Below are 12867 nucleotides of genomic sequence, written 5' to 3'. Positions count from 1 at the left end.
CAGAACGCAATTCACAGCAACTTGCCTCGTACCGCAGGCTTCGCTAGGCAGGCAGGCAGACCATTGAACCGGAGAGCGCGCCGATGATGAACCATGAGATCAACAAAGCATTCCGTGAACGCCTGAACACGGGTAAAGCCGTTCTGATACCCGGCGCAGCCAATGCTCTTGCGGCACGCGTGATCGACCAGTTGGGGTTTGAGGCCGTCTATATCTCGGGCGCGGGGCTGACCAACACCTATCTGGGCATGCCCGATCTGGGCTTCATCTCGCTGCCCGAGATCGCCCAGCACACATCGGCCATCCGCAACAGCACCGAACTGCCCATTGTGGTTGATGCGGACACCGGCTTCGGCAATGCCCTGAACGTCCACCATACCGTGCGCACGCTGGAACGCGCCGGCGCCAGCGCCATTCAACTTGAGGATCAGGTCAATCCCAAACGCTGCGGTCACTTCTCCGGCAAGGATGTGGTCGATCTGACAGAGGCGCGCAGCCGTATCAAGGCCGCAACAGACGCCCGCCGCGACCCAAACTTCCTTATTGTCGCGCGCACCGATGCCTGTGCGACCCAAGGGTTCGACGCCGCCATTGAACGCGCGGAAGCCTTTATCGAAGACGGGGCGGACATCACCTTTATCGAGGCACCGCGCAGCCTTGACGATATTCGCAGCATTCCCAAGCGGCTTGCAGGCACGCCACAGCTGATCAATCTGGTTGTTGGCGGCAAAACTCCAATCATCGAATTCTCTGATCTGGACGAAATGGGTTTTGGCCTGGTCCTATATGCCAATGTCGCGCTGCAGGGCGCACTGAAGGGCATGAACGACGCGCTGTCGATGCTTCAGGCCAACGGCCGCATGGACGAAAGCGGACCCGTCGCCAGTTTCGAAATCCGTCAGAACGCAGTTCAGAAAGCACATTACGACGAGATGGAGAGGCGCTACTCGGAATAAACCGCAAAAGCGGCGTGCCGTTTCTGATCGGCGTTTTGCCCCGGTGCGTTGCCAATCGTGCGAAAGGCTGCATCCGGACAAAAATAGTCAAACCAGCACCACCAAGCCCGGCCTTATTCTTCCGAAACGTCTGCGACGAAACCACCATCGGCGCGACCAAAGCGGGCTATCAGAAACCCTGACAGTTTTTCCAAACCCTCCCGCAGCACATCGGGGTCATTGGCAAAACCGATACGGACATAACCTTCCATGTCAAAGGCGTCGCCCGGGGTCAGCATCACTCCGGTTGTTTGCACCAAGTCGACACAGAATTCGCGTGAGCTGATCGGTATGTCGAGTTTCAACATCGCGGTTGTCCCGGCGCGGGGTTTGATCCAGTCAACGCGCGGCTGCGTGGCAATCCATGCGTCCAGCACAGCAAGATTCCCCCGCGTGATCCGATGACTGCGCGCCAGAACCTTATGCTGGCTCTCCAATGCGATGGCAGCAAAGTGATCGTTGATCATACCGACCGAGATTGTATCGAAATCACGGTGGATCAGGATCTGCTCGGTCACCTCTTTCGGGGCCACCACCCAACCGACGCGCAACCCGGCCAGCGAAAACGCTTTCGATGTACTCGCCGTACTGATCCCCTTTTCGTAGATGTCCACAATTGAAGGCGACATGCCGTCGCCCTCCTGCCCGGTGCCGCGATAGACTTCGTCACACAGGACATATGCGCCGACAGAACGTGCAATCTCGGCAATGTCCAGCAACATTGGCCGTTCGATCAGCGCACCCGTCGGATTGTTGGGGTTTGTCAGGGCAATCAGTCTGGTTTCCGGTGTCACCAGTTCACGTAACCGGTCCAGATCAGGCAGGAATGCGTCTTCCGCGCGCAGTGGCAGAATCTGAACATCGGCTCCGATACTGGCGGGGATCGAATAGTGTTGCTGATAGGTCGGCACAATCGAAACCACCCGGTCCCCGCGCGAAACCACTGCCTTATGCACCAGCATATTGGCCGCAATCGTGCCGTGGGTAATGGTGATATCTTCGACGTTCCGATCGTCATAGAGATTTGAAATGGCCTGACGCAGGCGGATTGACCCTTCGATCGCACCGTAGGTCATTTTCATTGGCAGCAGTTCGGACAAGTCGTTTTGATTAAGTCCGGACAGTTGCAACAGCTGATCGATCGTGATGCTGGCCACGCAGGTTTCGGCAAGATTGTGGGTACAGCGGGTTTCCCACTCATTCATCCAGATTTCGACTTTGAACGGTTCGATGAACATGTGCGCTCTCCTCAGGCTGAAGTCTGGTCAAAAACGGCTTTTGCCACGGCGATGTCCTCCAGCCCCAACCCGACAGAGCGGAAGAAGACCGCAGCCCCTGCTTTTGGCCGCGGGCACCTGCCCGTACAGAGTTCCGCAAGATCGCCAAGGATCGCGGTCTTGCTCCAGTTGTGTCGTTCCACCGCAATCAGCATCTCGCCGGCCGTATCAGGGGTTGTTTCCCGGTAGTCGCAATAGACCTGCGCGGATGCCAGAAAGGTCGGATCAACTTCATGCGCACGGGCAACATTGGTGCTGATCGATGTCACCAGCGCATCGACCGCTATATCTTCCGTGGAAATGACCGGACTACCCGATGACGTGCACAGCATGACAACATCGGCCTGTGCAATAGCCTGCCTGGAACTCGTGGCCAGCTTGGCGTCAGGGCACAGCATTTTCCATGTCGCCTGAATATCCGCGTTTTCACCCAAACCCGGCGAGTATATGCGCACCTCTGCCCAGTCGCGCAGACCGGCCAAATGGCGCATATGCGCCTGTGCGACCTGACCTGTTCCGATGATGGCCAGCGTCAGCGGGCGGCCGGTCGGAGCCAGCTCATCCACCGCCAATGCGGTCGTGGCGGCCGTGCGCTCGGTGGTCAGCACGCCTGCGTCGATCAACGCCAATGGCCGACCATCTTCGATGGACATCAGAACAGTCCAGGCGGTGATGATGGGTCCATTGGCGCGCGGCAGGTAAGGCGACAACTTCGCCCCGAACACACCGGCCCCCTCAAGCGCACCGAGATAGGTTATGAAATCGCCGCCCCCCGGAAACTCGGTCACGGTCTGCGGTGGTTGTACCGCACGGGCTTCACCAAGATCGGTGAACAGCGTGCGCATCGCCTGGACCACATCCAGCTTGCCCAGGTGTTCTGAAACCGTTGTATTATCAAGGACAATCGGCGGGTTCGGCATATTGATACTCCTTTGCGGAGTTCGGTATCAGCAACATTATGGTAAAACCATCGTCCCAAGGGATGAGACAACGGTAGGAAGAAGGCCGGATTTGCAGTTAAAGGAGTTCAGCCAATCCATTTCTGAAGTGATCGACGGGCAGGCAAAAAGCGATGCCCTGATCCGGGCCGTCGAATACCTATTTCCGTGCGAGGCGGCATTTGCGGTGCTCAACCGACCCTCAGGGCCTCCGGTTTACCTAGCGGATAGCTACCCAAATCCAGCGTCCAAGGCCGCGGTTCAGCTGTATGTCTCCAGAACCTACCTGCTCAACCCGGTGCACAATGCGATCCGGGCAGGTATCGCCGCAGGGGTATACCGGATGGCCGATCTCGCACCGGATAACTGGGTCGCAACAACGCCGGATGTCATCGCGGATGAGAGCGAAGAGATCAAATTCAGGACGCCCGGCTGGCCCTTCGGTCTGCAGGAAGTTTCAGTCCTAGTCGACATGCCCCAGGGGATCATGGGTGAGGTAAGCCTGGCCCGCAAAGCCACGCCTGACGGTATCCCTCAGCAGGATTTGGAAGTTTTGCGATCCGTCCTGCCATTGATCCGGCTGGCGTTTCTACGGCTGTCCAGAGAGCAGACGCAAGCGTCGGGTCGTCCATCACCTTCACCGGAGTCTTTTGGCCGTGACGTTCTGACCGCGCGAGAGGCTGAAGTTGTCCAGATGATCCTGAAAGGCCATTCAAGTCTTTCGATCAGCAAGACACTGAACATAGCGATGCCGACCGTGAAATCACATCGTCGAAATGCGTATGCAAAGCTTGGGATCAGCACTCAATCTCAGCTATTTCACGCCTTCGTCGATGGCTTGAACCTCGGGTTCAACGAATGAAGGCCATTGGCATTCAAGTGCCATCACAGCGTCAGTTATTGCACCGAAAGTTCCGGGTTTGACGCGGACCGTGGTACTGCATTTTTTTCGAGACTGATCAAAGGATGATCGACGACTTGAGACACGGTGCAGCCGCTTCCCTTGGCATTCTAAACTTGAACGTGAGGTTCGAATGCTTGCCTTTTGTCACTCAGATTTTGGAACCAGGCCATTTGTGAATAAATTCTCAAAACGAACTTCGACCTGAATGATCTCAGGGTACCCTATTCGGATGGCGCGTCGCGTTTCAGTCACGCCGGACTGGTCAATCAGAGTAATTTAGCCGACACACAAGAAAATACACTGCAGAGTGGTTCAGTTTTCCAACATTCTTTGAAAGGTTGGCTGCATAAGACCACGATCTGTTTTTGCCCGCATTTGGCGAAATACAGGCTTCAGAGAACCGAGTCGAATTGATCTTTAATTAAACAGCCACTCACCCACCGGCACCTATTCCGTTGACGGCCAACGCATTTCACCAGAACCAAGGCGGTGAACTTTTTCGAAGAACGACAAACGCAACCGACCGCTTCATGCCTTATGGTCTGGGCAAGGCGGTTTGATTGATAAATCAGTCGCAGGCAGCGGTGACGATCATCTCGACCTTCAGAACATCGCGTGCCAGTTTGGCTTCACCGCACGCGCGGGCCGGAGCGTGGCCCGCCGGCACCCAGGCATCCCAGACTTCGTTCATCTCTGCAAAATCTGCCATGTCCGCGAGCCAGATCGTGCATTGAAGCATTTGTGTCTTGTCACTGCCCGCTTTGGCCAACAGATCCTCGACCTTGGCCAGGATATCGCGGGTCTGATCCGCCACAGTGGCCGCATCCGAAGTCTGCCCACACAGATAGGCAACTCCATTGTGCTTGACGATCTTGCTCATGCGTTGGCCGGTTTCGATACGGGTGATTGTCATGTCGGATCTCTCCATCAAGGGACCTTGCGGTCATATCGATCAATGCGGAAGGGCATTAGATTGAAACGACTTGATCCGCCAGTCACCAAATCCGCCAGAACCTGCCCTACGACAGGAGCCATCTGAAATCTGTGCACTAAAAATCCGAAAGCGTGGAGAATGCGCGGCGTATCCGCGGCCGATCCGATGACCGGCAGGTTGTCAGGCATGCAGGTCTCCAACCCGGCTCACCTTCGTTGCCTGCCAAATCTCTGTCGACGCTTTCGTCAACGGCCACACCTGACATCAGAAGTATCTGTTATTGTCTCCCATGGGCAAGCGCGCTTTTGTTTTCCTTTGATCGCGAAACAGGTCAGGTGATCACGCCACCGCTACCCTTCTTTTTCTTCTTGCCACCCCGGCGAGATGTGATGTGAACTTTGACCCCTGCATCCTTCAAAGCCGCGGCAAAAGGTTCGGGCGGTGCAGCATCGGTCACCAGATCGGTGACCTGGTCAAACCGACAGGCCACATTGGCCGCTCTCTCTCCGAACTTCGTGTGATCCACCGCAACGATCATGCGCCGGGTGTTGTTATGCAACGCGCGCGTCAATTCAGCCTCCAGCGGGTTTAGCGCAAGAACCCCTCCGGAAAGCGACAGGGCATCCGCGCCACATATTACCGCGTCATAGCTGTACTGGCAGGCAAGCTGCTCGGCGGCACGGCCAAAACTGCCGCGTTCGGATCGAATGACCTCTCCCCCTGCCAGAATCGCACGCGTTCCGTTGTGATCAGCCAGCGATGCGACAACCGACAGCGAATTGCTGACCACGGTCAAATTTTTCCGGTCGCGCAATTGCTCGGCGACATGCGTCATGGTTGACCCCACCGTAAGGAACAGCACCATGCCGTCCTCGACAATCTGACTTACTTTTTTTGCGATAAGCGTCTTTTCTTCCGCGTTGAGTTCCAGCGCCCCGGAAAACATCGGTGTATCCTGCGCACGCGAAAGAAATGTTCCGCCATGCACCCTTTCAACCATGTTCTTCTTTGCCAGGCCCTTGACCAGTCGACGAACAGTTTCTTCCGATACGTCCATGACCTGCGCAATCTGTGTATTGCGCGCCGAACCTCCCAGTCGCGCTAGCACATCAAGCAACTCTCGGCCGCGATGGGGGATGTTTTCGCTGTCGTCAGCCATCATCAAATTTCACCATAGTTTCGCCTAAAGTTCCACGTCGCAGGCAATTGTTCTGTGACAGTTTCCGCCTTTTGGGTCGGGCACCCTCATTTACCAACAAATTTGTTCACTGGGCCGGGCTTTGTTCTTTAGCTACAAGTCGAGTGTCAGCATGACCGACCTTTGGTTCGGCTCTGTTTCGCTGTTACGCGCCTATGAATCCGAAACAAAGTGCGGGGTCCGTTTCAGATCACAACGCGGTGTTGAAGAGGTTTGCGAGGTTCTCTTACGTGTGTTCGATGGCGTTTCCGCTGCAGTGGGGGTCGATGAGGGCGCCCTGGCCGAGGTCGGGGATTGCTACTTCGGTGATACCCAGCTCGGAGAGCTTGCGCCGGATGCCGAGGCTGCTGTTGAGATCCTGTAAAAAGGCGCGGAAGCCGCCATCGACCGGTGCCGTCATCCATCGGCCTCTGTGTCCGCATCCTTTTCCATCCGCGGCATTTCTTCGATCAGGCGCGTTTCAAGCAATTGCCCGTTCCGATACAGGATCGGATAAGCCACGGCCGCGATGTGACTGTTGAACTCCCGGAACGCGCGCAATGTCTCCAGATGGATGTCGCTGGTCTCAAAGCTTTCCGTGCTGCCATGCTGCAAACGTCTGAGGTGGCGTTTGCGGCTGTCACGCTCAGCCCGCTTGATCTCGGTTTTTTCAAGGCTCAACAGGCGGGCGCTTTCCAGGTCGTCCGAGATCAACACATTTGAGGCCAATTTCAGATTGGCCAGGATGCCTTCGTGCATTTCGACCAGTTCCGACCATCCCTCTTTCGAGAATGAGGCCCCCTTTTTGCGCATGTCGGCGGCCAGAACAGTCAACCGCTTGGCAACCACATCGCCGGCGGTTTCCAGACGGATTGCGTATTCCATCAGATCCCGGGCCACCTTGGCGTTTTGCCTGCCGAACTCTTCGGCTGAAATGGCGGCCACGTATTTCCGGATACCCGACAGGCAGTCGTTCACGTCTTCATCCACCAGCCGAACAGCACGTATCTGCTCCTTGTCACCGCTGCGGTACAACTCCAGCGACGGCCTGAACATCGACTCGACCAGATCGCTCATCCGCAACAGCTCGCGCTTGAGACTGGAAAGCGCCTGACTGGGGCTGCCGCTATTGCGCATATCCAGCGCGCTGGTCGGACGGCCCGGCTGGACCATTGCCTCGGCTGATTTCGGTTCCGGAAAAAGCCGCTCGAACGGAGCACGCAAACGTCCGCAGAACGGCAAAGCCAACACCAGCAACGAGGCGTTGAACGCCAGATGCGCATTGACCAGCATCTGCCCGCCTTGCAGATCCCCCAAAACACCCGCACGCAAAGCCGCAGTAGCTGCAAACAGGGTGACCACGGCCCAACTGCCACGCAACGCGAGATTGGCGAACGGAATGCGCCTAGCTGGCAATTCCATCCCTCGCGTCAGCCAAACCGGTATGAAGGCCGAGCCGAAATTGGCCCCCAACACCAGCGACAGTCCGGCGGCAAACGGAATTGCGCCAATCTGAACCAGTGTCACACACATCAGGATCGCCGCGACCGATGAATGCATGACAAAGGCCAGCGCTCCGCCGACCAAGAATGCGGTTATGTAATCTCGGGCCAGATATTCTGCGACGGCGGGCAGAAAAGCACTGTCCCGGATCGGATCCATCGCCTCGCGCAGAAAGCGCAATGAGATCAGAATGAACGCAACACCCATCAGGATGCGACCCAGTTGCCGGGGCTTTTTGGACTCGGTCTTGACGAAGAGATACCCGCCAATCGCCAGCAGCAGCGGCACCAGCCAGTCCAACTTGAAGGACAGGACCTGGATAATGAGCGCAGACCCAAGATCGGCCCCCAGAACAATCGCGAGACCGGTTGGAAAAACCAGAAAACCACCAGCGGCAAAACCGGATGTCAGCAATGCGACCGCGGCCGAACTTTGCAGGACCACCGCCATTGCGAGACCGACCATTGATGCCTGCACATAGCTGCGCTGGCCTGTCATGACCCGCTGGAAAGAGGCTCCGTAGCTGCGCTCGATCCCGGTGCGCACCATTCGCACCGCGTAAAGCAGCAACATCGTGGCTCCGGCCAGACTGATGAGGAAGCTTACAATCGCCATGATCCTATCCGTTCACCATTTCCAGCATTTCAGCATGCAGCTCGGGCGTCGCCGCCGAAATCACACAACCATCCGAATTCAGGTCGAGTGGTTTACCATCCCAGTCCGTCATCACCCCACCTGCGGCCTCGATCACGGCCAGCACCGGCAGAAAATCATAAGGTTGCAGATCATAGTCTATCACTGCATCCACATGCCCCGCCGCAAGAAGCGCGTGCGGATAGCAGTCATAGGCAAACCGTCTGGTCTGACCGGACTGCATCAGCTTGGCGAATAACGCCGGATGATCACGATAGATCTTATCCCCTTCATTCACAAACAGGATGGACTGATCCAACCGCGTCTGGTTCGAAGTCACGATCTCCTTGCCGTTCATTGTCGCGCCCTGACCGGATACACCAATGAAAACTTCATCTATCGCAGGCATGCCGATCACTCCGATATCCGGCTTACCATCGATCAGATGCCCAAGCAGAAAGCCAAAAAGCGGATGCCCCGAAAGGAAAGACCGGGTGCCGTCGATCGGATCAATTATCCAGACTTCGCGGCGGTTCTGCCCTTCAAACCCATGTTCTTCTCCAAAGATGCCGTGATCCGGAAAGTGTTGTTCCAGGTAGGCCCGAACCTGCGCCTCGACACCCTTGTCGGCCTGCGTCACCGGGCTCTCGTCGGACTTGAACTCAACACCAAGTCTGCCGCGAAAGTACCCCCGTGCCGCCTTGTTGGCCAATTCGGCAATCTTCACCGCGTGTGACACCAATTCGGCCGTTTCGAACGTTTGAGAGTTCTTTGGATTCAGCATCCGTTTCTGTCCTGTTTACTTTTGGAGTCTTGGCTCATTGAAACAACAACAGCGAAAGAACCCGCCGAAGGTCCGATCCCACGCTACTTGGAACGCTTTTCACAATCGGACCCGCAATCTTTGCCCGCTTGTTGATGGGGTCCTGTTGTTCGGCGCACCATCTTGTGCCACGCACAACGCCAGACCCTTCGAAGAAATCACGGCTTTGCAGTGACCCGGGCAAGCTAACCCTCCGTTCCTGAAGGTTATGACTATAGCTTATTTGCGGCATCAAAATCCCACATTTCGCGATCAATCCCCACAATAAACCCACAAATTCTCTCCAATACAAGCGAATAGTACTGATTTTGTTTGTTTACCCGATAACTGTGTGGGTTTTTGGGGATTGCAAAGGCCTCTTTCCAACCGGCTGAAACGGATTGCGTAGAAAATGGGGTGAAAACAACGCCCGCACCGTCGGCCACACCGACACGTCGCAAGCTCCACGCTTCTTTGACGCGTAAGATCCGGCGCTCTTTTTACCCGAAGCCGATCCCCATATTGGCCGGGTCGGACAACTCATTACCGAAAGCGAACGGTATAACAACGCTTCACAGGCCGTGACCGCGCAGATTACGTCGAAAGTGGGCCTACGAGCTGGCGCTAGTTTTACTTTTCAGAGCTCGAATTTTCCGATCTGCTGGCACCCACGCGCCGGCAGCACGATCTGGGAACAGAGTTAGCCGATAGCGGCATGAAACTCGATCACCCGACCTGCATGTCAAACAGACCTTTTGCTGGTCTCTTCATTGATCATTTCGAGGATCTTGTTTCGCTGGATTTTTCCGGATGGCCCCTTTGGCAGGTCCTGCAAAACATGAACTTCATCGGGCGACTTGAAATGGCCCAACTGAGCATTGCAAAGCCTGGACAATTCCAGTGGCGTCAAAGCGGAACCTTCGCGAATTTTCACCGCCGCCTCGACAGTCTCACCATAGCTGGCACAAGGTCGGGCGAAGGCGGCGGCTTCGACAACATCGGGATGAGAATAAAGCACCTCGTCAATCTCGCGCGGCGCAATGTTTTCGCCCCCTTTGATGATAAGTTCCTTCAGCCTGCCGGTGACATAGACGTAGCCATCCTCATCCATACGGGCGAGGTCTCCGGTCCGCAGCCAGCCATCGGGTGTAAATGTGCCTGCGGTTGCGTCAGGGTTCTGGAGATATTCCAGCATGACATTCGGACCGCGTATGACCAGTTCGCCCTCTGCTCCGCGTGGTACGGGCCGGAGGTTCTTGTCAAAAATATCCGCCTCATTTCCAAAAGGGATACCCGGTGATCCGATTTTGCGAATGCCGGGCGGCAACGGATTGGACAGTATCTGCGCGGCGGTTTCCGTAAGCCCCATGGTCTCGACAATCGGGATTTCGAAACGGTTTTCAAACGCACGCTGCACGTCCGGCGCCAAAGCGGAAGATGCAGAACGGCCAAAACGCACACGATGGCGGGTCGGCGCATCCGGTTTTGTATCGGAATGCAGCAGGTGGGAAATGATGGTCGGAACCACCGAAAACCATGTCGCCTCGGCCTTCCCAAGGTTTTCCCAGAACCGGCTGGCGGAAAATCGTTCACACATGGCCAATGATCCGCCAGAGACAAGCGTTCCCATAACCGTCACGCACAGGCCGTTGATGTGGTAGATTGGCAGAACGCAAAACCCGCGATCAGCTTCGGACAGCTCATGTGCAACCACCGTGGTCCAGCCGCCCGCCAACAGGCTGGAATGGGTGTGAACGACGCCTTTTGGGCGCCCTGTTGTTCCGGACGTGTACATCAGAAGCGCGTGATCGCCCGGCGAAAGGTCGTGCAGATCGCCATCGGCATCTTTCGCATCTGAAGTTCTCAACGCGGTTATTTTCGCTGGGTCGGCAGTACGTTCAAACAAATCCACCTGTTCGGGGTGCACAAAACCATAGCGCGCACCGCTGTGGTCCAGCGCATAGGCCACCGCGCTGTCCCCCGCGACGAGGTTTATCATCGTCGCCCGGAACCCGCCGTAAAGGACGCCGAAAAGGACCTCCAGCGCTTCGCGGCAATTGGGATAAAGGATGGCGACGCTCTCTCCTTTTTCGACACCTAACCCGGTCAACATGACCGCAATTCTTTGCGCTGTTTCGCGCAGCTCGGGCCAGCTCAGGTCGCTCGCGCCATCCGGAAAAACGAAACCGGTTCCGCCCTCGGCTGCCCGCTTGTCCAGCCAGTCACGGAGGGTTCCTTTGGGCGGGTCGATCATTGCCCGGCCTCCGACCAGTACTTTCCGAAAATCTCCTCCAATCCGGGCTCGCGCGGCGGTGTTTCACGCACGACTTTGGTGGTCTGGATGAAATGCCGCCAATGCAGGTTTGTGTCGATGGAGTTTCCCCCCCAGCTGCCACAGCCCATCGACAGGGAAAAAGGCATCCCGTTGGTAAAGCTACCGCCGGTGGCAAAGGTATGCGCCTGGTTTACGATAACACGACAGGTCGGCAGATCCCGGCCCAACCCGATCGCGCGCGCGTCGTCCTTTGTATGAATGCCAACCGAATGCCCTGCCCCCTGATGTGCCAGAATGCGGGCGGTGATTGTCCGGGCCTCTTCGAAATCTGCCGCGCGATAGAGCGCGAGTACCCGGCTAAGCTTTTCTCCGGAAAGGGGATGATCCGGGCCGATCCCGGCAGTCTCAACTGCCAAATATCGGGTTCCCTCGGGCACCTTGCCCGCCATGCCCAGCGCTTCAAGCATCTTGTCCGCGTCCTGCGCGATGACGGAACGGCTGAGATGACCATCGGGCCAGAGCCGGGCGATGATATCACCTGCTTCCGAGGAACGGACCAGGGCACCACCCTCGGCGGCCATCGCCGCAACGAAAGCGTCGTAGACTGCATCCACCACGACCACCGCATTCTCGGAGGAACAGGAGGTCGCGTTGTCGAAACACTTTGAGGCGGTAATTTTTGCCGCTGCGGCCTGCAGATCGGCAGTCTCGTCGACAATCACCGTGACATTGCCAGCCCCAACGGCCACCGCAGGCGTACCGCAGGATTGTGCGCGATGAACGTTGTTTTGGCTTCCGGTGCAGATCACCCGGTCAACAGCCTCCATCAACCGTTGTGTCTTGGCCTTTGACCCGGGCGCAGGCAGCATCTGCACCAGATCGCGATTAAGCCCAAGCTTGTCGAATTCGGCATGTATGTAGCCAAGCAGCAATTCACAGGACGCAACACCTTTGGGGGACGGCGCCACCACGATGGCATTGCCGCCCTTGAGTGCGTTGATGATGTTGTTGGCCGGCGTCGCGGCAGGGTTGGTCGACGGCACAACCGCACCAATCACGCCGATGGCGCGCGCGATCTCGGTGATACCTGTTGCCGGATCATCGCTGATAATCCCGTGCGTATTGGCGTCGGCTATATCGCGCAGCAACCCGAGCGTCTTGCGGTGGTTCTTGGTGATCTTGTCGGGCACGTTGCCCAGGCCGGTGGTTTCCACGGCCAGTTCGGCAAGGGCCCGGTTGCGTTCCGGTTCCATGATGGCCCATCCCGCTGCAAGTGCCGCTTTGTCATATAGCGCCTGACTACCACTGGCTTCGAAAGCAGACTGAGCGGCACGCGCCCGTTCGACGATCCGGTCCACTTCGGCAATTTCGGGGGCAATCCCGTCCTGAGCGTTCATCTTGGTCCTCGATAGATTGACCGGGGCGGACC

At 56.9% G+C, this 12867-nt stretch carries 11 protein-coding genes; 3 read left to right on the top strand and 8 right to left on the bottom strand.

What is annotated here, in order from left to right; translation table 11 throughout:
- The first annotated feature begins 83 nt into the window (after positions 1 to 83).
- Complete coding sequence (locus tag ACR0J2_RS12800) at positions 84 to 956, top strand: isocitrate lyase/PEP mutase family protein (protein WP_480812794.1); 873 nt, start codon at positions 84 to 86, stop codon at positions 954 to 956.
- 113 nt (positions 957 to 1069) lie between these two features.
- On the opposite strand, the gene ACR0J2_RS12795 is transcribed toward ACR0J2_RS12800, so the two are convergent.
- Positions 1070 to 2233 carry an aminotransferase gene (locus ACR0J2_RS12795; RefSeq protein ID WP_480812793.1) on the bottom strand — a complete coding sequence of 388 codons (1164 nt, stop codon included), beginning with the start codon at positions 2231 to 2233 and terminating at the stop codon, positions 1070 to 1072.
- Positions 2234 to 2244: 11 nt separating this feature from the next.
- Positions 2245 to 3192, bottom strand: a complete 948-nt coding sequence (locus ACR0J2_RS12790) for an ornithine cyclodeaminase family protein (protein WP_480812792.1) — start codon at positions 3190 to 3192, stop codon at positions 2245 to 2247.
- A gap of 91 nt (positions 3193 to 3283) precedes the next feature.
- On the opposite strand from ACR0J2_RS12790, the gene ACR0J2_RS12785 reads away from it, so the two are divergent.
- Entirely contained in the window at positions 3284 to 4072 is a 789-nt protein-coding gene (locus ACR0J2_RS12785) for a helix-turn-helix transcriptional regulator (RefSeq protein WP_480812791.1), read from the top strand.
- Positions 4073 to 4682: 610 nt separating this feature from the next.
- On the opposite strand, the gene ACR0J2_RS12780 is transcribed toward ACR0J2_RS12785, so the two are convergent.
- Both ACR0J2_RS12780 and ACR0J2_RS12775 read right to left on the bottom strand, forming a co-directional pair.
- A complete protein-coding gene (locus ACR0J2_RS12780; protein WP_480812790.1) occupies positions 4683 to 5027 on the bottom strand; it encodes a RidA family protein in 345 nt (114 codons plus the stop codon).
- 352 nt (positions 5028 to 5379) lie between these two features.
- Positions 5380 to 6210 carry a DeoR/GlpR family DNA-binding transcription regulator gene (locus ACR0J2_RS12775; RefSeq protein ID WP_480812789.1) on the bottom strand — a complete coding sequence of 277 codons (831 nt, stop codon included), beginning with the start codon at positions 6208 to 6210 and terminating at the stop codon, positions 5380 to 5382.
- 148 nt (positions 6211 to 6358) lie between these two features.
- Here ACR0J2_RS12775 and ACR0J2_RS12770 point away from each other — a divergent pair, with 148 nt between their 5' ends.
- Positions 6359 to 6610 carry a hypothetical protein gene (locus tag ACR0J2_RS12770; protein WP_480525783.1) on the top strand — a complete coding sequence of 84 codons (252 nt, stop codon included), beginning with the start codon at positions 6359 to 6361 and terminating at the stop codon, positions 6608 to 6610.
- Positions 6611 to 6642: 32 nt separating this feature from the next.
- Here the strand turns inward: ACR0J2_RS12770 and ACR0J2_RS12765 are convergent, their stop codons facing one another.
- The 4 genes from ACR0J2_RS12765 to sauS form a co-directional block, all read right to left on the bottom strand.
- Entirely contained in the window at positions 6643 to 8343 is a 1701-nt protein-coding gene (locus ACR0J2_RS12765; protein WP_170806787.1) for a Na/Pi cotransporter family protein, read from the bottom strand.
- A gap of 4 nt (positions 8344 to 8347) precedes the next feature.
- The gene (locus ACR0J2_RS12760; RefSeq protein WP_480812788.1) at positions 8348 to 9145 is read right to left on the bottom strand and encodes an inositol monophosphatase family protein; all 798 of its coding nucleotides are present in this window, start codon (positions 9143 to 9145) and stop codon (positions 8348 to 8350) included.
- Between the two features lie 760 nt (positions 9146 to 9905).
- Positions 9906 to 11417, bottom strand: coding sequence for a class I adenylate-forming enzyme family protein (locus ACR0J2_RS12755; RefSeq protein WP_480713720.1), 1512 nt, complete (start codon positions 11415 to 11417; stop codon positions 9906 to 9908).
- Positions 11414 to 12835, bottom strand: coding sequence for an acylating sulfoacetaldehyde dehydrogenase (sauS, locus tag ACR0J2_RS12750; RefSeq protein ID WP_480812787.1), 1422 nt, complete (start codon positions 12833 to 12835; stop codon positions 11414 to 11416). Before sauS ends, ACR0J2_RS12755 begins: the two co-directional genes overlap by 4 nt.
- Positions 12836 to 12867: the final 32 nt, after the last annotated feature.

Source organism: Ruegeria sp. CG4 (assembly GCF_056537185.1).
The sequence above is the reverse complement of the archived record's forward strand: the minus strand, read 5'-3'. Positions and strand labels throughout refer to the sequence as shown.

Excerpts from the sequence above, each read along its gene's own strand:
- ACR0J2_RS12790 (WP_480812792.1), bottom strand. The coding sequence starts at position 3,192 with ATGCCGAACCCGCCGATTGTCCTTGATAATACAACGGTTTCAGAACAC.
- ACR0J2_RS12765 (WP_170806787.1), bottom strand. The coding sequence starts at position 8,343 with ATGGCGATTGTAAGCTTCCTCATCAGTCTGGCCGGAGCCACGATGTTG.
- sauS (WP_480812787.1), bottom strand. The coding sequence starts at position 12,835 with ATGAACGCTCAGGACGGGATTGCCCCCGAAATTGCCGAAGTGGACCGG.
- ACR0J2_RS12800 (WP_480812794.1), top strand. The coding sequence starts at position 84 with ATGATGAACCATGAGATCAACAAAGCATTCCGTGAACGCCTGAACACG.
- ACR0J2_RS12770 (WP_480525783.1), top strand. The coding sequence starts at position 6,359 with ATGACCGACCTTTGGTTCGGCTCTGTTTCGCTGTTACGCGCCTATGAA.
- ACR0J2_RS12795 (WP_480812793.1), bottom strand. The coding sequence starts at position 2,233 with ATGTTCATCGAACCGTTCAAAGTCGAAATCTGGATGAATGAGTGGGAA.
- ACR0J2_RS12775 (WP_480812789.1), bottom strand. The coding sequence starts at position 6,210 with ATGATGGCTGACGACAGCGAAAACATCCCCCATCGCGGCCGAGAGTTG.
- ACR0J2_RS12780 (WP_480812790.1), bottom strand. The coding sequence starts at position 5,027 with ATGACAATCACCCGTATCGAAACCGGCCAACGCATGAGCAAGATCGTC.
- ACR0J2_RS12755 (WP_480713720.1), bottom strand. The coding sequence starts at position 11,417 with ATGATCGACCCGCCCAAAGGAACCCTCCGTGACTGGCTGGACAAGCGG.
- ACR0J2_RS12760 (WP_480812788.1), bottom strand. The coding sequence starts at position 9,145 with ATGCTGAATCCAAAGAACTCTCAAACGTTCGAAACGGCCGAATTGGTG.